The sequence below is a fragment of the Actinomadura oligospora ATCC 43269 genome (genome assembly GCF_000518265.1).
GTDB lineage: Bacteria > Actinomycetota > Actinomycetes > Streptosporangiales > Streptosporangiaceae > Spirillospora > Spirillospora oligospora.
In genome coordinates this window covers 237150-258479 of record NZ_JADG01000011.1, presented here as the reverse complement: position 1 = coordinate 258479, position 21330 = coordinate 237150, and the positions used below count along the sequence as shown (strand labels likewise).

17 protein-coding genes are annotated in these 21330 nt (G+C 73.0%); 11 read left to right on the top strand and 6 right to left on the bottom strand.

Annotated features, from left to right (window positions below; all coding sequences use genetic code 11):
• Window positions 1-32 precede the first annotated feature (32 nt).
• Together P696_RS0119365 and P696_RS46735 are read right to left on the bottom strand one after the other, a co-directional pair.
• Window positions 33-722 carry a TetR/AcrR family transcriptional regulator gene (locus P696_RS0119365; protein ID WP_245627724.1) on the bottom strand — a complete coding sequence of 230 codons (690 nt, stop codon included), beginning with the start codon at window positions 720-722 and terminating at the stop codon, window positions 33-35.
• Window positions 723-802: 80 nt separating this feature from the next.
• The gene (locus tag P696_RS46735; RefSeq protein ID WP_170026518.1) at window positions 803-1783 is read right to left on the bottom strand and encodes an alpha/beta fold hydrolase; all 981 of its coding nucleotides are present in this window, start codon (window positions 1781-1783) and stop codon (window positions 803-805) included.
• A gap of 434 nt (window positions 1784-2217) precedes the next feature.
• Between P696_RS46735 and P696_RS0119355 the strand changes: the two genes are divergently transcribed.
• The 5 genes from P696_RS0119355 to P696_RS0119335 all read left to right on the top strand — a co-directional run bounded on the left by P696_RS0119355 (window position 2218) and on the right by P696_RS0119335 (window position 8305).
• The gene (locus P696_RS0119355) at window positions 2218-2775 is read left to right on the top strand and encodes a DUF5987 family protein (RefSeq protein ID WP_026413611.1); all 558 of its coding nucleotides are present in this window, start codon (window positions 2218-2220) and stop codon (window positions 2773-2775) included.
• Window positions 2772-4424, top strand: a complete 1653-nt coding sequence (locus tag P696_RS0119350; protein WP_026413610.1) for an FAD-dependent oxidoreductase — start codon at window positions 2772-2774, stop codon at window positions 4422-4424. Before P696_RS0119355 ends, P696_RS0119350 begins: the two co-directional genes overlap by 4 nt.
• Before the next feature lie 3 nt (window positions 4425-4427).
• On the top strand, window positions 4428-5498 hold the full coding sequence (locus P696_RS46730; protein ID WP_051467884.1) for a carboxymuconolactone decarboxylase family protein: 1071 nt from the start codon (window positions 4428-4430) through the stop codon (window positions 5496-5498).
• Window positions 5495-6562, top strand: coding sequence for a glucose-1-phosphate thymidylyltransferase (locus P696_RS0119340; RefSeq protein WP_026413609.1), 1068 nt, complete (start codon window positions 5495-5497; stop codon window positions 6560-6562). The genes P696_RS46730 and P696_RS0119340 overlap by 4 nt, the downstream gene beginning before the upstream one ends.
• Before the next feature lie 165 nt (window positions 6563-6727).
• A complete protein-coding gene (locus tag P696_RS0119335) occupies window positions 6728-8305 on the top strand; it encodes an MFS transporter (RefSeq protein WP_026413608.1) in 1578 nt (525 codons plus the stop codon).
• A gap of 118 nt (window positions 8306-8423) precedes the next feature.
• Here the strand turns inward: P696_RS0119335 and P696_RS46725 are convergent, their stop codons facing one another.
• Window positions 8424-9803: an FAD-dependent oxidoreductase gene (locus P696_RS46725; protein ID WP_051467883.1), complete on the bottom strand. Its 1380-nt coding sequence runs from the start codon at window positions 9801-9803 to the stop codon at window positions 8424-8426.
• A gap of 223 nt (window positions 9804-10026) precedes the next feature.
• On the opposite strand from P696_RS46725, the gene P696_RS0119325 reads away from it, so the two are divergent.
• A complete protein-coding gene (locus P696_RS0119325; RefSeq protein WP_026413607.1) occupies window positions 10027-10851 on the top strand; it encodes a hypothetical protein in 825 nt (274 codons plus the stop codon).
• 300 nt (window positions 10852-11151) lie between these two features.
• Here the strand turns inward: P696_RS0119325 and P696_RS0119320 are convergent, their stop codons facing one another.
• Window positions 11152-12501, bottom strand: coding sequence for a hypothetical protein (locus tag P696_RS0119320; protein WP_026413606.1), 1350 nt, complete (start codon window positions 12499-12501; stop codon window positions 11152-11154).
• 285 nt (window positions 12502-12786) lie between these two features.
• Here P696_RS0119320 and P696_RS46720 point away from each other — a divergent pair, with 285 nt between their 5' ends.
• The 4 genes from P696_RS46720 (at window position 12787) to P696_RS0119300 (ending at window position 16015) form a co-directional block, all read left to right on the top strand.
• Entirely contained in the window at window positions 12787-14064 is a 1278-nt protein-coding gene (locus P696_RS46720; protein ID WP_064744064.1) for a cation:proton antiporter domain-containing protein, read from the top strand.
• 74 nt (window positions 14065-14138) lie between these two features.
• Window positions 14139-14951, top strand: coding sequence for a TIGR03084 family metal-binding protein (locus P696_RS0119310; protein ID WP_026413605.1), 813 nt, complete (start codon window positions 14139-14141; stop codon window positions 14949-14951).
• Window positions 14948-15106, top strand: a complete 159-nt coding sequence (locus P696_RS56055; RefSeq protein WP_157429808.1) for a hypothetical protein — start codon at window positions 14948-14950, stop codon at window positions 15104-15106. Before P696_RS0119310 ends, P696_RS56055 begins: the two co-directional genes overlap by 4 nt.
• A 66-nt stretch (window positions 15107-15172) precedes the next feature.
• The gene (locus tag P696_RS0119300) at window positions 15173-16015 is read left to right on the top strand and encodes a maleylpyruvate isomerase N-terminal domain-containing protein (protein WP_026413604.1); all 843 of its coding nucleotides are present in this window, start codon (window positions 15173-15175) and stop codon (window positions 16013-16015) included.
• 67 nt (window positions 16016-16082) lie between these two features.
• Here the strand turns inward: P696_RS0119300 and P696_RS46715 are convergent, their stop codons facing one another.
• Entirely contained in the window at window positions 16083-18059 is a 1977-nt protein-coding gene (locus P696_RS46715) for a Xaa-Pro dipeptidyl-peptidase (RefSeq protein ID WP_084337785.1), read from the bottom strand.
• 251 nt (window positions 18060-18310) lie between these two features.
• On the opposite strand from P696_RS46715, the gene P696_RS0119290 reads away from it, so the two are divergent.
• Complete coding sequence (locus P696_RS0119290; RefSeq protein ID WP_026413603.1) at window positions 18311-19897, top strand: ABC-F family ATP-binding cassette domain-containing protein; 1587 nt, start codon at window positions 18311-18313, stop codon at window positions 19895-19897.
• An 11-nt stretch (window positions 19898-19908) separates the two neighbouring features.
• Here the strand turns inward: P696_RS0119290 and P696_RS0119285 are convergent, their stop codons facing one another.
• Window positions 19909-21321 carry an aldehyde dehydrogenase family protein gene (locus P696_RS0119285; protein ID WP_281174961.1) on the bottom strand — a complete coding sequence of 471 codons (1413 nt, stop codon included), beginning with the start codon at window positions 21319-21321 and terminating at the stop codon, window positions 19909-19911.
• Window positions 21322-21330 lie beyond the last annotated feature (9 nt).

The window sequence follows — 21330 nt, the reverse complement described above, 5'->3', positions numbered from 1 at the left end:
GGTCGGGAAGGGCAGGGTCGGGGAGGGCGGGTTCAGGAGGGGGCGGCCATGTCGTCCGCCCGCTCCTCCTCGATGCCCGCGGCGCGCAGGCGGGCGGCCGCGACCGACCGGGTCGCCCCGTCGCGGTCGTCGCCCTCGGCGACCATGAGGTTGACGAGCTGGGTCTCGAAGCAGGTGTCGGCGTCGTACGGCGGGATGAGGTAGTCGCCGAGTTCGAGGCTGACGATCCCGTGGACGGCGGTCCACATGTGGTGGGCGACCAGTTCGGGGTCGGCGACGGTGAAGCGCCCGGACGCGATGCAGCGGCCCGCGGTGCGGGTGACCCGGGAGAGCGTGTGGCGGCCGTACTGGCGGTCGGGCTCGCTCAGCCGGAACCCGGTGTGGGTCGTCGTGCCGAACATGATCGCGTAGAGGTGCGGGTTGCGGGCGCCGTTGCGCCGGTAGGCGTGGCCGAGCAGGGCCATGTCCGCGACGGGGTCGGGGGAGTCGGCGACCTCGGCGAAGTGGGTCTGGAGGCGGTCGAACCCCTCGTGGACCATCTCGCGGACCAGCCCGCTCATGCCGCCGAAATGGGTGTAGACGGCCTGGGTGGAGCAGCCCGCCTCGGCCGCCACGCGGCGCGTGGACAGGGCGCGCGGGCCGCCCTCCGCCAGCAGCCGCGCGCCGATGTCGATCAGCGCGAGGCGCAGTCCGGGATCAGCCCTCCGCGGCGACACTGCCACCGTCTCGTCGACACGCTTCCCCGGCCATGGGACCGCTTCCCCCCCAAGATCGCCGAAAAGGCAGGATTCCTCCCCGGAGGCTAGCCCCTTCCGCGCTGCGGACCCACCTCATCCCCGGGCGTGTCCCACGCTGGCCGGGACCGGCCGTTCCCGGCGGCGTCCCCGGGGGAGAACCGGTCGATGTCCCCGCCGCTCCCGCGGCCGATGTCCCCGCCGGTCCCCCGGCCGGTGTCCCGCCTGGTCTCCCTGCCTCCGGCACCGTGGGCGCCCCTCCCGCCGCGGGCGTCCCTGCCGGTGATCCGCGCCTGGTCACCGGCGGTAATCTGGGGCGTCCTGCCGGCGCGGTCCTCGGCGGCGACCTCGGCGGCGACCTCGTCCAGCAGCGCGACCAGCGCGTCCGGGTCCGACACCATCGGCCACAGGCCCGTGTCGAGCGTGCGGAACCGCCACGTCGGAGCGGACCGCATCCGCTCCACGTCCGCGGCGAGCCTGCCGTCGAAATGCTCCAGTTCGCACACGACGTAGGTCGCGCGCTGCTCCGCCAGGGGACGGGCCAGGCGGACGGGCTCGGTGAGCGGCCGTCCCGGGTGGTCGCGGAGGCGGCCCGTGAGCCACCTCGCCTCCTCGTAGGTCAGCCCCTGGGCGTCGGACACCACGTCCACGTCCGGGGCCGGCCACCGCCCGCCGTTCTCGTCGATCAGCCGCAGCTCGTCGCCGCGCAGCGGCTCGTCGAACGCGTCGATCGCCGACCTCCCGTCGTGCGGGAGCTGCGCCTCCACGTAGACCGTCCGGTCGACCCGGCACGGCTCGCGGTCGGCGACCGCCCCGGCGACGACCCCCGAGGTGCTGTGGCTCACCAGCACGACCCGCTCGGGGGCGAGGTCCCGGACGACCGCGTGCACGTCCTCGACGTGCGTGTCCAGGCCGACGTGGGAGACGTCGGCCCCGGGCCGGTCCAGTCCGGACAGCGTGACGAGGTGGACCGAGTGGCCGCGGCCTCGCAGGCCCTCGGCGACCTTCTTCCAAATCCAGGGACCCGTCCAGGTACCCGGAACCAACACGAACGCCTGCACGAGATCCCCGCCGTTTCCGTCGCCTCATTCCAGGGCGGACTGACTCACCCTGTCATCGTCCAGAAATGATCACATCCGTGGGGCGGGCCATGTCGCGCTTCGGGGTTTTCTCATTCGGCACTCACCTCCGCCCGGTCCCTCCCAAGCCATGAGACCGGTCAGGCGCCCGAAACTCACCGCTGTCACGCGGGGACGCGCCGCGACGGCGCGTCCCTTTCCCCGCCCCTTGTGTCCCTTTCGCCTTGCGGCGTCGCAGCGTTCGCGCACCGCGACGGCGCGCCGCCTCCGCAACGCCATCCGCACCGTTCCCGCACGGCAATTCCGAGGATGTGCGCCGCGACGACCGCCCCGGACGATGGGTCCGTGCGGCACCCGGTGCGCTGGACGACGGGGCCCGTGGACCGACGACGGAGGCGATGCGCATGGCAGGCCGGTCACCGGAGGCGACGATGACGCTCGAGGCGTTCGCGGACACCATTGTCCCCGGCGAGAAACGCTCTCCCGATGATCGCGCGGTCGCCGGGGCCGCGGAGGGCCCGGGCGCCGTCGCCGCGGGCGCGCTGGAACTCCTGGACTGGTCGGCGACCGGCGTCACCCCGATGCTCGGCGACCTCGTCCGGCGGCTCGGCGAGCACGCGGAGGCGTTCGCGGCCGGGGAGGGGCTGACGCTCGACGCGTCCGTCCCGCCCTTCGTCGCGCTCACGTTCGCGCAGCGGACGGCGCTGGTGCGGCGGCTGCTCGCGCCGGGCCACCCGGAGAAGGAGTTCTGGGTCCTGCTGACGCTGTTCAGCAACATGGCCTACGACTCGGCCGCCCACACCGAGACCGCGGACGCGATGGCGGCCGGGCATCCGGGGCTGCTCGCCATGGGGTTCTCCCAGCCGGACCCCGACGGCCTCTGGCGTTTCCCCCGCTATTCGTACGGCAGGCCGCTGGCCCGCCTCCACCCCGCCACGACGCCCTCGGGGAGCCCGGAATGAGCGCCATGGAACAGACCGACGTCCTGGTCATCGGCAGCGGCTTCGGCGGCGCCATCACCGCCTACCACCTGGCGGCCGGGGGCGCGAAGGTGACCGTGCTGGAGCGCGGCCCGTGGCTCGGCAGCGACGAGTTCGAGCACGATTTCAAGCTCGGCGCGTCCTACACCCGGATCTTCGACTTCGTCGTCGGCGACGGCATGAGCCTGCTGGGCGGCAACTGCGTCGGCGGCGGCAGCGTCGTCTACTTCGCGGCGATGCCCCGCGCCCCCCGCTTCATCTTCGAGCGGCACGGCAGCATCGGCCGCCGGATGTGGCCGGGCGCGATCAACCGCGACACCCTCGACCCCTGGTACGACCGGGTCGCCGAGGCGCTGCCCGTCCACACCCAGGACTGGAACGACGTGACCTACGCGGGCGGCCTGTGGGGCGCGATGTGCGCGCACTCGGGCCGCACCGCCAATCCCGTCCCGGTCGCCATCGACAACGAGAAGTGCACCAACTGCAACTGGATGATGGCGGGCTGCAAGTTCGACGCCAAGCGGTCGCTGCTGCTCAACTACCTGCCCGCCGCCCTCGCCCACGGCGCCGAGATCCGGCCGCTGCACGAGGTGCAGTACCTGACGCGCACCGACGACGGCGGCTACGTCGTCCACTACGAGCACGTCGACGAGGAGGACTACCGGATCCACCACGGCAGCGGGAAGATCGCCGCCAAGATGGTGATCCTCGCCGCGGGCGCGGGGGCCACCCCGGTGATCCTCCAGCGCAGCGAGCCGCACCTGGGCACGATGCCGCACGCCGTCGGACGGTACTTCTCCGGCAACGGCGAACGGCTCAACACCGCGATCCTCAACGAGGACCGCGTCCGCGAGGTGCTCGGTCTCGACCGTCCGGACGGCCTGCCCTACGGCTCCAACCAGATCGGCAAGGGCCCGTGCGTGGCCAACTGGGACCGGCTGGACGGCTCGCTCCCCGAGTACTCCCGCTACTCCCTGGAACAGCTCTACTTCCCGCCCGGCCTCGGGACGATCCTGGCGCAGGTCCCCGGCGGCGCGGACCCGACCTGGTTCGGCGCGGAGAAGAAGGAGCTGCTCGCCAAGTGGTCGTCCTGGCTGACCATCTTCCAGATGATCGAGGACGACAACGAGGGCGTCTTCGGCCCGCCGCCCCCGACCGGCAACGCCAACCGGATCTCCCAGCAGATGCTCGGCCGCGGCTCCCTCAGCTACCACCCCACGGCCAACACGCTGCGCGCCTGGGCCATGGCCGACGCCGAGGTCAAGGACATCGTGGAGCGTGACGGGCTGGCCGAGGTCGCGGCGTGGACCAACGACGTCGTCGGCGCCTACACCGTCCACCCGCTGGCGTCCTGCCGGATCGGCGACGACCCGTCCACCTCGGCCCTGGACGACCGCCACGAGCTCCGCGACCACCCGGGCATCTTCGTCACCGACGGGTCCGCGGTGCCGTGCGCCCTGACCGTCAACCCGGCCATGACCATCGCGGCGCTGGCCGAGCGGTCGGTCCCCGGCATCGTCGCCGCGGCGCGGGAGCGCGGGATCGACGTCCGCTACGGCGCGCCGTCGCCCGAGGGCGAGACCAGCGCGCGGCGCGGCACCGCCCGGCTCGCGCGCGACCTCGCGGGATAGCCGATGAAGAGGCTGCTTCGCCGGTCGCTGCGCCAGGTCAGGCACGTGCGGCCGGTCCCCGCCGGATCGGCGGGCGGGCTGGTCGCCGTCGTCTACGCGCAGCTCGAGGGGGACTTCGGGATGCTGGCCCCGCCCGTCGCGCTGCACTCCCCGGCGCCGGAGGTGCTCGCCGCCTCCTGGATGACGCTGCGCGAGAGCCTGCTCGTGGGCACCACCCGCCGGGTGGACCGGGAGGCCGTGGCCGCCGCGGTCTCGGAGGCCAACTCCTGCCCCTACTGCGTCGAGGTGCACACCTCGACCCTGCGCACGCTGTCCACCGGACGGAACGCGACCGCGGCGAACGGGGACGGGAACGGGCGGGCGGACGACTCGTCCCCGCGTCCGGCCCCGGGCCCGTCCCCGCGTCCGGCCGCCGCGTGGGCGCTCCAGGACGAGCCGATGCCGTGCACCGCCGAGGAGGCCGCCGAACTGGCCGGGGTCGCGGTGACCTTCCACTACCTCAACCGGATGGTCAACGTCTTCCTCGAGGACTCGGTGCTCCCGAGCGAGGTGCCCGCCGTCCTGCGCGGAGCACTGAGCGACCGGATCGGCCGGTTCCTGCGGCCGAACGCCGTCCTGCCTCCCGGACGGTCGCTGCGGCTGCTGCCCGAGGCCGTCCTGCCCGCGGACATGGCCTGGGCGGCGGGCAGCCCCCCGGTCGCCGACGCGTTCGCCCGCGCCGCCGCGGCGATCGACGCGGCGGGCCGCCGCGCGGTGCCCCGGCCCGTCCGCGACCTCGTCACCGGCGTTCTCGACGAGTGGGACGGACGGCCGCCTGGGCCGAGCCGCGCCTGGGCGCACGAGGCCGCCGCCGGGCTGGGCGACGACCTGGCGCCCGCCGCCGTCCTCACCCTGCTCACCGCGATGGCCTCCTACCAGGTCGTCCCGTCGGACGTCGCGGCCTTCCGCGCGACCCGCCCGGACGACCGGACGCTCGTCGAGGCCACGGCCTGGGCGAGTCTGACCGCGGCCCGCCGCCTCGGCGCGCGGCTGTGGGACTGGCACCTGTCCTCAACCGAAAGGCACCCCTCGTGAAGGCCCTGGTGCTGGCGGGCGGCTCCGGCTCCCGCCTCAGGCCCCTCAGCCACTCCATGCCCAAGCAGCTGATCCCGGTCGCGAACCGTCCGGTGCTGGAGTACGTGCTGGACGACATCAGGAACCTCGGCGTGACGGACGTCGCCGTCGTCGTGGGGACCTGGGCGTCGCAGATCCAGCGCGTCCTCGGCGACGGGTCCCGGCTCGGCGTGCGCCTCACCTACCTGCGCCAGGACCAGCCGCTCGGCCTCGCCCACGCGCTGCGCCTGGCCCGGTCCTTCCTGGGCGAGGACGACTTCGTGATGTACCTCGGCGACAACGTCCTGCGGGAGGGCGTCGCCGAGATCGCCGAGGAGTTCCGCCGGACCCGCGCGGCGGCGCAGCTCGTGGTGCGCAAGGTCGCCGACCCGCGCGCCTACGGGGTCGCCGAGGTGGACCCGGACGGCGCGGTCGTCCGGCTGGTGGAGAAGCCCGAGCATCCGGCGGGCGACCTCGCGGTGGTCGGGGTGTACTTCTTCACCGCGGCGATCCACGAGGCCGTCGCCGCCATCGCGCCGAGCGCCCGCGGCGAGCTGGAGATCACCGACGCCGTGCAGTGGCTCGTGGACGAGGGCGCGACGGTCCGGGCGCGGGAGTACGCGGGCTTCTGGCGGGACGTGGGCGAGATCGAGCACGTGCTGGACTGCAACCGCCGCCTGCTGGAGGACCTCGTCCCGCGCGTCGACGGCTCGGTGGACGAGGCCAGCGAGCTGCACGGCCCGGTCGTCGTGGAGGCGGGGGCCGCCGTGGTGCGCTCCCGGATCCACGGGCCCGCCGTCATCGGCGCGGGCACGCGGGTCGTCGACTGCCTGGTCGGTCCCGCCACGGCCGTGGGGGCGGACTGCCTGCTGCGTTCGGCCACGTTGGCGGACTCGATCGTCCTGGACGGCGCGACGATCGCGTTCACCGGCGCGTTCCGCCGCTCGGTGATCGGCCGGTCCGCGGTGATCGGTCCCGGCGCGCGCGGCAACGACGCGCACGAGATCGTCGTCGGCGACCACGCGCGCGTCGAACTGGGGTCCTGACGGGACGTCCGGACCCCGGTGCCGCAATCGGCGAGAAGCCCCGGTGAGTTTCGTCCCGCACCGTCGTCACATAACCAAGCCGTACGCCCAAGCCGTGAACGAGATCGGCCGTACGTGACCTGGCCGTGCCGCCGACGCGGCCCCGCCGACGACGAGAGGACGAGCATGACCGCAGAGGTGGAATCCGCGCCCCGGGCGGGGTGGCGGCAGTGGGTGGCACTGGCGATGCTCTGCCTGCCCACGATGCTGGCGACCGTCGACATCAACGTGACGATCCTGGCGCTTCCCCACATCGCGAAGGACCTGGGGTCCAGCAGCATCCAGCAGCTCTGGATCACCGACATCTACGGGTTCGTCATCGCGAGCTTCCTCATCACCATGGGGACCCTCGGCGACCGCATCGGACGGCGCACCGTCCTGTTCGCGGGGGCCGTGCTGTTCATCGTCGCGTCCGTGCTGGCGGCCACCGCCGACTCGACCGCCACGCTCATCGCGGCGCGCGCCGTCATCGGCCTCGCCGGGGCGACGATCATGCCGTCGGTGCTCGCGATCATCACCGGCATGTTCCGCAACCCCAAGGAGCTCGCCGCCGCCATGGGGGCGTGGGGCTCGTCGATCATGCTGGGCCTGATCGGCGGCCCGATCATCGGCGGCCTGCTGCTCGGGGCGTTCTACTGGGGGTCGGTGTTCCTCATCGCCATCCCGGTCATGGCGCTGCTGCTGATCACCGGGCCGTTCCTCATCCCCGAGTCGCGCAACCCGCAGGCGGGCTCGCTCGACCTGATCAGCGTGGTGCTGTCGCTCGGCGCCGTCATGCCGACCGTGTACGGCATCAAGGAGCTCGGCCGCGACGGCTGGGGCCTGTGGCCGATCCTCGCCGTCGTGGCGGGCCTGACGCTCGGCGCCCTGTTCATCCGGCGGCAGCGGACGATCGAGAACCCGCTGCTCGACCTCGGCCTGTTCCGCATCCGCTCGCTCAGCACCGGCGTCGCCCTGGGCCTGGTCGTCGCCATGGTGATGGGCGGCACCGGCCTCACGGTCACGCTGTACATGCAGCTCGTCCGGGGGATCAGCCCGACGCACGTGGCGCTGTGGCTGATCGCCCCGTCGGTGGCGATGGTCGTCTTCGGGAACATGTCCCTCGGCATCGCCCAGAAGGTCAAGCCCGTGATCATCCTGGTCATCGGCTCGGTCATCGCGATCGCCGGCCTGGCGGTCATCATGCAGGTGACGGTCACCAGCGGCATGGCCACGCTGATGACGGGCCTGATCCTGGTCTACATCGGCGGCAGCCCCGTCGGCATGATGAACAGCCTGCTGGTCATGTCGGCCGCCCCGCCGGAGAAGGCCGGGTCGGCGGGCTCGGTCTCCTCGACGTCCGGTGAGCTGGGCGCGGCGCTCGGCGTCGCCGTCCTCGGCGTCGTCGGCACCTCGGTCTACCGCAACGACCTGGTGATCCCGTCCGGGGTGCCCGGGCCGGTGGCGGACGCGTCGAAGAACGGCCTCGCCGGGGCCGTCTACGGCGCCCCCAACGTGCAGGGCCAGGCGGGGACCGACCTGCTGGCGAACGCCAAGGACGCGTTCACCAGCGGCCTGCACACCGTCGCCGTCGTCACGATGCTCCTGTACGTGGTGCTCGCCGTCATCGCGTTCGTGGGCCTGAAGAACCAGGCGCCGTTCGGCGCGCAGAAGGCCGAGGCCGAGGCCGACGCGAGCGAGGCCGTGGAGCAGCCGGCCACCTGAGGTTCGGGCGGCTGGGATCCGGACAGCTGAGAGGGGGCGGGCGCCGCGGCGCCCGCCCCCTCTGTCATGGAGTCCCGGCCGGGCCGTCCGAGTCGGCCCGCCCGGGACTCCGTCCGGGTCAGCTCGTCGTGCCGGACGGCCGTCCGCCGCCCTGCCAGGACGGCCCGGGCGCGGGCCGCCGGACCGCGTGCCGCAGGACGCGGGCCAGCATCGCGGGCTTCATGAGCGCCGTGGGCGGGTCGATGAGCCCCGCCACCCGCATGAAGCCCTCGGTGACCTTCGCGTCCTTGGTGGCCGCGTACTGGAGCCGGGACATGTAGGCGTTGCCCACCTTGACCTTCAGGGTGCGGGGGCCCTCGACGCCGGGGAAGTCGAGGTCCCCGCCCGCCGAGATCTCCCACGGCACGTCCACGACCCGGGCGACGGCGGCCTGGAACGCCCTCGGCTCGGGGACGCCCCGCCGCAGGTGCTCGCGCAGCGTCATCGCCTCCAGCGAGGCGACGCTCATCCCCTGGCCGTACACCGGGTTGAAGCTGCACACCGCGTCGCCCATGACCAGGAGCCGGTCGGGCAGCCGGGACAGCCGCTCGTAGCGGCGGCGCACGCTGGCCGGGAAGCGGAAGGAGACGGCGTCGTCGAGCGGCACCGCGTCGCGGACCGCCTCGTAGACGTCGGGCACCGGCAGCGAGCGGACGAACTCCAGGAACGCCTCGTCCTCGGTGGGCGGGTAGTCGCCGAGGAGGCCGGTCAGCGACAGGATGCAGGTGTCCGGACCCACCTGGCCGAAGAACGCCCCGCGCGGGTGGGCGGGCGAGGCCACCGGGTTGATCGACTGGACGCCGTCGAACCACTCGGGCTTGGTCCGGTAGTGCCGGGTGGTGTAGGCCAGCCCGACCTTGACCTTCTCCTCCGGCGGACGGTCGTAGCCCATCTCGGCGAGCCACGCGGGAGTGCGCGAGCCGCGTCCGGTGGCGTCCACCACCAGGTCGGCGTCGAGCAGCTCCTCCTCGGCCCCCTCGGCGCGCGACCGTACCCGCACCCCGACCACCCGGCCGCGGGCCGTGTCGGCCACCAGCCCGCCGATGTCGTGCTTCTGCAGGAACACGACGTTCGGCAGCGCCGCCACGCGTTCGCGCACGTGGTACTCCAGCACCGGACGGGGCCCGGTCACCGAGACGAGCCCGGTGTGCGCGGGCCGCAGCTTGCGTCCGTTGAAGAACCAGCGCATCTCGCCCAGGTCACCGGTCGGGATCCCGGCGTCGGTCAGCTCGCCCGTGAAGCCGGGGAACAGCTCCTCCATGATGAGGTGGCCCCGGGCGTGCAGCCCGTGCGCGTGGACGGTGTGCGGCGCCCCGCGCCGCGACTCCCGCACGCCGAGCACCTCGTCCCGGTCGACGACCACCACCTGTCCGTAGGACTCGGAGAGCACCCGGGCGGCCAGCAGGCCCGCCATGCTCCCCCCGAGGACGATCGCCCGTTCACCGAGATCGCCGCTCATCGGCCACCACCTCCGCGGAAGAAAGAAGGGTTTGCCTGGCCGTTCGGCCACAGCAGCAGGGTCACACCCGGGTGATCCGGCCACATCCTCCCGATTGCGAACTCCCGCCCCCGCGCCGCGCCGTTCCCGGACGGACGAAGATCGCACGTTCGCGGATGTGGCCCCGGCCCCGCGTCTTTAGCGTCGTGTGCGGATCAGCCACCACTCCCAGGAGGGAAGCTCCGTGGCCAACAAGCATCTGAGGCGGCGTCAGGCCGTCGCGGCGGCGATCGGCATCGCCGCGCTGGCCGTCCCCGCCGCCGCCAACGCGGCGACCGCGTCCGACGCCGGGAAGCGCCCGGACCAGACCACGCGCAACGGAACGTCCTGCTCCCCGATCGAGCGGTACACCACCCTCGCCGTGGAGCAGCGGCGCGTGCTGAAACTGATGAAGGGCTACACCGTCCTGCGGAACCAGGCGGACGTGGACCGCCTGGCCCAGAAGAACCCCGCGACGGGCACGCAGTTCGCGGCCCTGTCGCACATGTACAACAGCATGAAGGGCGTTGGGATGACCGTCGTCAACATCGGCATGCAGGGCGCGGGCATGCCGACGTTGCTGTTCTACCGCCCCGACCCGAAGGCGACGAACGTCACCCAGCCCTATGTGCCGAACTTCCCCTACCGCCTCGCCGGCTGGGGCTACGTCTGGCCGTACACGCCGGGCAAGGCCCCGTCCTACCCGGGTGAGGCGGGCCTGCGGTGCATCAAGCCGAGTGACTGGTTCGTCCACGAGCGCAGCGTGCACCCGTCCGACACCTGGCAGAACATCACGTTGCCGCCCGCCGAGGACTGGAAGGGCCAGGCCGCCGGCCAGGACCCGCCCACCGCCGCCGAGTGCGGCTGCGCCTTCGGTGAGGGCCACGGCCGTTTCTGGGACCTGCACATCTTCCTGAACCACATGTCGCCGTTCCCGAAGGTGTCGATGTACAACCCGGGCAAGCCCATCCCCGGTTTCGACGCCGTCACCGGCAAGGGGTTCTTCTACCCCGCCCAGCCGCCGGCCTGAGCCCGCGGCGAGCCTTCGCCGACCTGAGACGGACGCGGCGTCCGGCCGGTGCCCATCGGGGGCCACCGGCCGGACGCCGCGCTCACGCATGCCCGCACCCGAACGTGCCAAGGGCGCGCCCAGCGTGCGGAGGACGGCCCGGAGGCGCGAAGGCAGGACCCGGACGCACGGGAAGCAGGGCCCCGGACGTACGGGAGCAGGACGCGGCGAGCATGGCCCGGACGCGCGGAGGCCGGACCCGGGAACACCGGGTCCGGCCTCCTGCGGTGCGGCGGGGGAGGAGGACCCCGCCGCCCCGGATCACCCCTTGGCCGCCGCCATCACGCGGCTCGAGGTGCGGAGCACGCGCATCATGAAGCCGGGCTTCATGAGCGCCTGCGGCATGTCGACCAGGCCCGCGGACCGCATGAACGCCTCGGTGACGCTCGGGTCCGCGGTCGCGGCGATGATGACCCGCTGCATGTAGGCCTGCATCATCTTCAGCTTCGCGCCGCGGTGCCCCTCGACCCCCGGGAAGCTGAGGTCGATGGCGTGGGTCATCTCCCAGGCCGGGTCGATGATCTGCCCGACCTCGCGCTGGAAGTCCAGCGAGGACGGCAGCTTCCCGGCGCGGACGTGCGCCAGCAGCGCCTTGGCCTCCAGCACGGCCAGCGTCTGCGCCTGCGCGAAGACGGGGTTGGGCGTGCAGACCGCGTCGCCGATGATGAGGAAGCCCTCGGGGAAACGGCCGAGCTTCTCGTACCGGCGCCGCAGCGTGGTCGGGAACTTGTAGAGGACCGGGTCGTCGATCGGCTCGGCGTCCACGATGGCCTCGTAGACCTCCGGCGCGGCGAGGGTCTTGGCGAAGGCGGTGAAGCCCTCGGGGTCGGTCGGCGGGTGGTCGCCGAGGATGCCGTAGATGGTCAGCTCGACGGTGCCGTGGTCGGTCTTGGTGAAGATGCAGCCGCGCGGACGGTCCGGCGACGCCACGGCGATGATGGAGTGGTCCTTGCCGAACGGGTCGGACTTCAGGACGTAGTGGCGGCTCGCGTATCCGAGGCCGATCTTCGTCGCGTCCTCCTCGACCCGCCCGTACCCGAGCTCGGTGAGCCAGCCCGCGGCGCGCGAGCCGCGGCCGGTGACGTCGACGACGAGGTCGGCGTCCAGGACGATCTCCTCGCCGTCCCGCCCGTGCGGCTGGATCCGGGCGCCGACGATGCGGGAGTTGTCGTCGTTCGCCACCAGGCCCAGGACGTCGTACTTCTCCATGAAGGTGACGTTGTCGTACGCCTGGACCCGCTCCCGGACGTGGTACTCCATGAGCGGCCGGCGGGCCGCCACGTTGGTCAGCCCGGCGCGGGTCTGCGCGAGGGGGATCCCGTTGAAGTACCAGCGCACCGTGCCCGCGAGGTCGGTCAGCGGGCAGCCGTCCCGGACCATCTCCGCGGTGATCTCGGGGAACAACTCCTCCATGGTCCGGGAACCCGCGGCCAGCAGGCCGTTGATGTGGCGGCCCTGCGGAGCCCCGCGCCGGGCCTCCCGGACGCCGATCAACTCGTCCCGGTCGACGAGGACGACCTCTTCGTAACCCTCGGCCAGTGCCCGCGCCGCGAACAGGGCCGCGATGCTTCCACCGAGCAGTACCGCGCGCTTTCCGATCTTGGCGCCCACCCGATCATCTCCTTCAGTCGCTGTCCGCACTGGCATTCACCGTCGCAGCCCGCGCGGAGCCGGGCACCTTCTGGATTGCGGCCCGCCCCGCGCCCCGGCCCGCGTCCCCACCGGCGTCCGGATCGTGTGCGGGTGGCCGCCGGTGGACGTCCCGCCGGGACGGCAATCGTGAGGAAGCCCGCCGTGCGGCGCGTGTCCGACGATGGTCGCCGCCGGTTCGGAGCCGGTCCCCGCGCGGGACCGGGGGAGCCGCGGTGTTCTTTCGCAGGGGGGAGAGGCGGGAAGGTGACCGACACCCAGATCCTCAGGTTTCTGCTGGCGCTGGCGTTCGTCGTCGTGCTGGCCAGGGTCGCGGGCCGCGTGGCGCGCAGGCTGGGGCAGCCCGACGTCATCGGGGAGATGGCCGTCGGCATCCTCGTCGGGCCCACGCTGCTGAACGGCCGCGTCGCCGACCTGCTCTTCCCGGTGACCGTGCGCCCGTACCTCACCGCCGTCGCCAACCTCGGCCTCGTGGTGTTCATGTTCGTCGTCGGGCTGGAACTGGACCGCCGGACGGTCCGGGAGGTCGGCCGGGCCACGGTCGGCGCGGCGGTGGGCTCGACGCTGGTGCCGCTCGGCCTCGGCGCGCTGCTCGGCCTGTACCTCGCGCCCCGCCACGCGGCCGGGCACCAGACGGGCTTCGTCCTGTTCATGGCGGTGGCGACGTCGGTGACGGCGTTCCCGGTCCTCGCGCGGATCATCGGCGACCGGGGGATGGGCGGGACGCTGCTCGGCACGGTCGCGCTGAGCACCGCCGCGATCTGCGACGTGGTGGCCTGGACGCTGCTCGCCGCCGTCCAGGCCATGGTCGGCGACGCGACGGCCTGGCAGGTCGCGCTGACCGTGCCCTACGTCGCGGCGATGCTCCTCGTCGTGGGGCCGCTGCTGCGCCGGTCGCGCCTGGCGGACGCCCTGGCCGCGCGCTCGCCCTCGGCGCTCGCGGTCGTCCTGATCGGGCTGCTGCTGTCGGCGGCGGCCACCCAGGCGCTCGGCCTGCACTTCATCTTCGGCGCGTTCCTGTTCGGCCTGGTCATGCCGCGCGGCGAGGCGGGCCGGGCGCGCGCCACCCTGCTGGACGGCGTCCAGCTGAGCACGGTCCTGCTGCTGCCCGCCTACTTCGTCCTCGTCGGCCTGAAGGTGAACCTGGCGGAGACGAGCATGGCGGACCTGCTCGACTTCGGGCTGATCCTGGTCACCGCCGTCGTGGCCAAGTTCGGCGGCGCGTTCCTCGGCGCGCGGCTCCAGGGGCTGCCCACGCGGACGTCCGCGCTGCTGGCGGTGCTGATGAACACCCGCGGCCTGACCGAGCTGGTCGCCCTCGGCGTCGGCCTGAGCATGGGCGTCCTCGACCGGGACCTGTACGGCCTGATGGTCGTCATGGCGCTGGTGACGACCGCGATGACCGGTCCCGCGCTGAAGCTCATGGGCGCCGACCGCCCGGACCCCGCCCTCGCCCGGCGCTCGCCGGACCCCGCCCGTCCCGAGGTCGGGGACGGCCCCGGCGAGGTCCGCACTTTCACATAAGGCGCCCCTGGTCCCACCAGGTGATGCTGATGTCCGGTTCCCCCTACGAGGTTCCCTGAGAGAGGACGCGGCCCGTGACGGACTTGAAGACGGTCATCGCCGACCTGACCGCCGAGAGCGAGCAGATCGACCGCATGGTGGCGGATCTCGACGCCGCGGGCTGGAGCCTGCCGACGGCGGCCCCCGGCTGGACGATCGCCGACCAGGTGGCGCACCTGGCGTTCATCTACAAGCTCGCCGGGACGGCCGCGTCCGACGCCGCCGGGTTCCAGGCGCTCGTCGAGGGCGCGGCGGGCGATTTCGACGGCGCGGTCAACGCGGCGCTGAACCTGTACCCGCGCGAGTCGCCGCGCGACCTGTACGAGAGCTGGCGCGCCGACCGGACCATGGGCATCGACGCCCTCGCCGCGTTCCCCGAGGACGGCGCGGTGCCGTGGCTGGTCAACCCGCTGCCCCCGGCGATCCTCGCGTGCGCCGGGATCATGGAGACGTTCGCGCACGGCCAGGACATCGCCGACGCCCTCGGCATCCGGCTGGAGCGCACCGACCGGCTCGTCCACCTGGTCGGGTTCGCGATCCTGACCCGCGACTTCGGGTACCAGGCGCGCGGCCTGACGCCTCCGGCGGAGGAGTTCCGATACGAGATCACCCTGCCGTCCGGGCAGGCGTTCGACTTCGGCCCGGCGGACGCCGCGCAGCGGGTCAGCGGCCCGGCCGAGGACTTCTGCCTGCTGGTCACCCGGCGGCGGAACCGCGCCGACCTGGCCGTCACCGCGTCCGGCGCGGAGGCCGACCGCTGGCTCGACATCGCGCAGGCGTACCGGGGCCCGGCGGGAGAGGGCCGGGCGCCCGGGCAGTTCGCGTCGAACGGCGACGGCCGCCCGTGAGCGAGGCCGACCTCGTCCCGCCACCCGCCCCGCGCCCGGGCACCGGCATCGGCGAAGGAGCCGACGCCGGGACGGGCGCGGGTCGGCGGACGATCGGCCACCCGCCCACGACCGCCCCCGCGCCGCATCGCGAACACGGCAACATCCCCCTCTGAGAAACCTCCTGGAGATCCCCGCCCCACGACCTTGCTTCCGCCGCGGAACCGTGGTCATCTCACGTCATGGCCCACGAGAAGTGGCACGAGATCCGCGCCTCGCTCCAGGAGACGGGCGAGCGTTTCGCCGACCTTGTGTCCGCCGCCCCCGACCCGTCCGCCATGGCCACCGACGCCTGGACGATCGCCGACACGGTCGCCCACGTCGCCGCCATCTCCTGGCTCGACGCCGTCCTCATCGACCCGGACGCGCCGGAGCCGCCCGTCCCCGACCTGCTCGAACGCCTGCGCGCCATCAACGTGGACGGGGTGCACGCGTTCAACGTCGTCGTCCTGGACGCGTTCGCCGAGCGTGACGCCAAGGCCCTGCTCGACCGCCTGCGCGAATGCCTGGCCTTCATGCACGACCGCACCGCCGACCGGGACCCCTCCGAGACGGTCTCCTGGATCGGCGGCGCGCAACTCCCGCTCGCCGGGCTGTTCGGCCACATGATCAACGAGCTGCTGCTGCACGGGTACGACATCGCGGCGTCCCTCGGACGCCCGTGGGACATCCCGTCCCGCGACGCGTCCTACTTCTTCGGCGAGTTCATCGTCGGCATGAGCCGCAACGGGCTGGGCCACCTGCTCGACGGCGGCGGCAGGCCCCGCCCGCGTCCGATCTCGGTCGAGTTCCGCTCCGCCTACACCGACCCGGTCGTCCTGCGCCTCCACAACGGCGTGATCACCGCGCACGCGCCGGACGGGGCCCCCGACGTCCGCGTCACCTTCGACCCGGCCGCCTTCAACCTCATGATGTTCGGGCGCCTCTCCAAGCCCCGGGCCGCCCTCACCCGCAAGGTCACCGTCGGAGGCCGCCGCCCCTGGCTGCTCCCGACCTTCCTGAAGACCGTCCGCGTCCCCTCCTGACCCCCGGCACCACGAAGCCCCGGAGACCACAACCGGTCCCCGGGGCTTCGTCCTACCGCTCAGAGGCTCAGAAGAACTTCCGCTCCTGGCGGGGGAGGTGGACCTTGGACGGGCCGCGCCACGGGGCGGTCGGGACGGGGGCGACCTGCGAGGTCACGGTGTCCGGAGCCAGGACGACCGGGACGCCGACCGAGCTGCCCGCGAGGTCCACGGTCACGTTCGCGCCCGTGGGGGTCTCGGTGGTGTTGTCGTAGTCGGTGCCCGCGATGACCAGGCCGAGGCGGTGGCCCTGCTTGAGCACGTACTCCTGGCTGAGCGTCTTCCAGGCGATCGTGTAGTACTTCCCGGACGTCAGCGGCGTCGGGTCGCTCAGCGAGGTGCGGTTCTGGGCGTCGATCCAGCCGCGGGCCACGACGTTCAGCGGGGTCGTGGTCGTCTTGGTCTGGGTGTCCAGGTAGCAGGCGCTGTCGTCGGCGGTGCTCTCACCGAAGCAGCTGCGCGTGGTGAGCGTCCTGATGCCGGAACCGCTGCCCAGGTAGTCGATGCGCGTGTCGTCGCCGTAGTCGACCAGCAGGACGGTCAGGTTCGAGGTCGGCTTGTCCAGCTTGACGCGCAGCCTCGCCTCGGGCGTGCCGGAGATGCGGACGGACTTCGGCACCGGCCCGGAGACGTAGGCGGCCCGGTACGGCTTGGCGGTCGTCGGGTCGGACGCCAGGTCCGACTCGGTGTACCCGGCGTTGTCCGGCCCCGGCAGGTCCGTGAAGGACCCCGTGCCGCCGGCGGGCTTCAGGCCGAGCGAGCCGTCCGCCGCCGGACGCAGCGGGACGGATTCGGCGGCGGGCGCGGGCCAGTCGGACTGCGTGATCCACTGGTCCGGGCCGACCTCGACGTCCGCGCGCGGCTGGCTCATCACGTCGTTCGGGATCTTCTGCAGCTCGTGGTCGAACCACTTGTGCAGCGTGTTCACCCAGTCCTGGCGGCGGATGTCGAACGGGTCGACGTGGCCGCGCTGGTGCAGCCACACCTTCCGCGCGACGCCCTGCCTCTTCAGCCCCTGCCACCACTCGGAGAACTGGTTGTCCTTGACGTTGAAGTCGTTCACGCCATGGATCGCGAAGACGCTCGCGCGGACGTTCCGGACGTTGGTGATCGCGCCCGTCCGGTAGTTCGTGGTGTCCCAGTAGGCGTTGTAGTTGCCGGTCTCGTCGTCCTGCGCCTTGCCGAGGTAGGCGCGCTCGGCGACGCACTTGGTCTTCGCCTCGGTGTCGACCGTCTCGGCCAGGCCGTCCTGCTCGCCCGTCCAGTACTTGGTGCCGTTCATCCGGCTGTAGTCGTACCAGCCGCTGATCGCCGAGATCGGGACGATCGTGTCGAGGCCCTTCACGCCGGTCGCCGCGACGCCGTTGGCGAGCGTGCCGTCGTAGGACTTGCCGATCATGCCGGTGTGCCCGGTCGTCCAGGACGCCGTGACCGGCTCGCCGTCCGGCGTGAACGCCTTCGCCCGGCCGTTCAGCCAGTCGACGACGGCCTTGCCGCCGAGCACGTCGGTCGGCCCGCCGCTGGTCGGGCAGCCGTCGGAGCGGGTCGTCCCGACCATGTCCACGGCGAGGAACGCGTACCCGCGCGGCACGAAGTAGTTGTCGTAGAACAGCGGGAACGAGATCGGGTTCCCGTTCGCGTCGTACTTCTTGCGCTGGCCCTCGTTGCCGCGCCCGAGGTTGTCGTAGTACGGCGACTCGTCCATGACGACCGGCACCTTCAGGCCCCGCTCGGTCTCGCGCGGCCGGACGATGTCGACGTTCACCCGGTCGGGCTTGCCGTCATGGTCGGAGTCGAGGTTGGTCTGGACGTAGACGTGCTCGCGGATCGCGTCCTGGTAGGAGAAGACGGGCTGCGTCACGCCGTTCTTCACCACGATCCTCGGCGTGGCCGTCCGCGCCGCCGCGTTCGCGGCGGGCATCGCGCCCGCCGCCACGACGGCGAGTCCGGTCAGCGCCGCGAGCGTCGCGCTCCGGCGCGTCCTTGCGAGGGGCCGCCTGGGCAAACCGCACCTCCGTGATCAACGGTGATCTCTAGGTGCCACACGCTCCTCGCGGCGGACGCGCCGGTCATCGTCGCCGTCCGACGAACTCTCCCGGCTTTTGGGCACAAGTTGCCCTTGCGCCTTATTCGTTTGCCCTGGGCCAGGGGGCATCGCCTAGGGTGACGCGCATGGCAACGCCCCTCATGGACTAGCTGACGACACCGCCTCCACGCCACACGTGTGTCCTCAGCCAGTCTCGGAGCGTTCTTCCCATGATCACCCTTCGTGGTGTCGACGTGCGCGCCGCCGCGCGTCCCCTGCTCACCGGCGTCACCGCCCACATCTCTCCCGGCGACCGGATCGGCCTGGTCGGCCGCAACGGCGCGGGCAAGACCACCCTGCTCAGGACCCTCGCCGGGGTCGCCGTCCCCGCCGCCGGGACGATCACCCGCACCGGCCCGGTCGGCTACCTCCCGCAGGATCCGTCCGCCGCCGACCCGGCCCAGACCGTCACCGACCGTGTCCTGTCCGCGCGACGCCTGGACGAGGCCGTCCGGGCCCTGCGCGCCGCCGAGGACGCGCTGGCGTCCGGCGACCCGAAGGGGTTCGACCGGTACGCGCGCGCGGAGGCCGAGTTCGTCGCGCGCGGCGGCTATGCGGCCGAGGCCGAGGCGGCGCGCATCGCCGCCGGGCTGGGCCTGCCCGACCGGCTGATGCGGCAGCCGGTCGGGGCCCTCTCCGGAGGTCAGCGCCGCCGCGCCGAACTCGCCCGCGTCCTGTTCGGCGAGACCGGCGTCCTCCTGCTGGACGAGCCGACCAACCACCTCGACGCCGACTCGGTGGCGTGGCTGCGCGGGTTCCTGGCGTCCCACGCGGGCGGCCTGGTCGTGATCAGCCACGACACCGGCCTGCTCGCCGCGACGGTCAACCGCGTCTGGCACCTCGACCCGGACACCGCGTCCCTGGACGTCCACAACACCGGCTGGGACACCTACCTCGCCGACCGGGACGCCGAGGAGCGCCGCCGCGCCCGGCACCGCGCCGCCGCCGAGCGCAAGGCCGCGACCATGCACGCCCAGGCCGACCGGATGCGCGCCCGCGCGTCCACGGCCACCCGCGCGAAGGACATGGCCCGCCGCGCCGACCGGATGCTCGCCGCCACCGAGCCCGCCCGGCGCGCCGCGCGCGTCGCCCGGATCCGGCTGCCCGAGCCCGCGCCGTCCGGGCGGACGCCGCTCGGCGCGATCAGCCTGACCAAGTCCTACGGGGACCAGGACGTCCTCACCGGCGTCGACCTCGCCGTCGACCGGGGGAGCAGGCTGGTCGTCCTCGGCCTGAACGGCGCGGGCAAGACGACGCTGCTGAAGATCCTCGCGGGGGTGGAACGGCCCGACTCCGGACGCGTCGTCCACGGCCACGGCCTGCGGCTCGGCTACTTCGCGCAGGAGCACGACACCCTGGACCCGGAGCGTTCGGTCGCGGCCAACCTCGCCGCCGCCGCGCCGCACCTGCCCGAGGCCGAGGCGCGCGGCGTCCTCGGGTCGTTCCTGTTCGGCGGCGACGACGTCGACAAGCCGGCCGGGGTGCTGTCGGGCGGCGAGAAGACCCGGCTGGCGCTGGCCGGGCTGGTCGCCTCGTCCGCGAACGTGCTGCTGCTGGACGAGCCGACCAACAACCTCGACGCGGCGTCCCGGGCCGAGGTGCTCCGCGCCGTCGCCGGGTACCGGGGCGCGATCGTCATGGTGACCCACGACGAGGCGGCCGTCGAGGCCCTCCGCCCGGACCGCGTCCTGATCCTCCCGGACGCCGCCGAGGACCTCTGGAACCCCGGCTACACCGACCTGATCAGTCTCGCCTGACCCGTGGACGATCAGGTGAAGGCCCTGACCAGGCGCTCCTTGAGGGCGGTGAAGGGCGGGTAGACGACCCGCATCGTGTCGGGCGAGAGCGGCTTGTCGAGGACGGCCTTCGCGTGGCTGAACGTCTCGAACGAGCGGTGCCCGTGGTAGGCGCCCATGCCGCTCTCCCCGACGCCGCCGAACGGCAGCCCCGGGACGGTCAGGTGCGCGTTCGGCAGCCCGAACCCGACCGCGCCCGACGACGTCTCGATGAGCACCCGCCGCCTGGACGCGGGGTCGCCCGTGAAGGCGTAGAGCGCGAGCGGCTTGTCGCGCTCGTTGACGAAGTCGAGCGCCGCGTCCAGGTCCGGGACGCGCAGGACGGGCAGGATCGGCCCGAAGATCTCCTCGGCCATCACCGGCGCGTCCGCCTTCACGTCCCCGAGGACGGTCGGCGCGATGTACCGCGACGCCCGGTCGTGCCCGCCGCCCGTGACGACGCGTCCGCTGCCGAGGAGCGCGGTGAGCCGGTCGAAGTGCCGCTCGTTGACGATCCGCCCGTAGTCGGGACTGCGGGACGGGTCGTCCCCGTACATCGCGCGGATCGCGTCGGCGAGGTGCCGTTCGAGGTCGTCGGCCGTCCCGTCGCCCACGGCGAGGACGTAGTCCGGCGCGGTGCAGCTCTGCCCCGCGTTGAAGAACTTGCCCCACGCGAGCCGCCTCGCCGTCGCGGCCAGGTCGACGCCGGACTCCACCAGGGCCGGGCTCTTCCCGCCGAGTTCGAGCGTCACCGGCGTGAGGTGCTCGGCGGCGGCGCGCATGACGACGCGTCCGACGTGTCCGTTCCCGGTGTAGAAGACGTGGTCGAACCGCTGCTCCAGCAGCGCGGACGTCTCCTCCACCGCGCCCTCCACGACGGTGACGGCCTGGTCGTCCAGGTGCGAGGGGAGGAGCCGGGCCAGCGCGGACGACGTCGCGGGGGCCAGCTCGCTCGGCTTGAGCACGACGCAGTTCCCGGCGGCGAGGGCCCCGACCATCGGGGCCAGCGCCAGCATCACCGGGTAGTTCCAGGGGCTGATGACCAGCACGACCCCGAGGGGCTCGCGCACCGTCCGGGCCCGCGCGGGCATCAGCGAGCGGGGCACCGCGACCCGCTCCGGCCGCGTCCAGCGCTCCAGGTGCCTCAGCGCGTGGTCGATCTCGTTGACGACGAAGCCCAGCTCGGAGGCGTAGCTCTCCACCGCGCCCTTGCCGAGGTCGGCGCGCAGCGCGTCCGCGAGCTCCGCCTCCCGCTCGGTCAGCAGCGTCCGCAGTCCGCGAAGCTGCTCGCGCCGCCACGCGAGCCCCTTCGTCCGCCCGCTCCGGAACACACCGCGCAACCGCTCCACGACGTCCCGGGCCATGTCCGCGCTCATCCCCGATACCTCCTTCGAGACGCGACGCACATCGCGTCT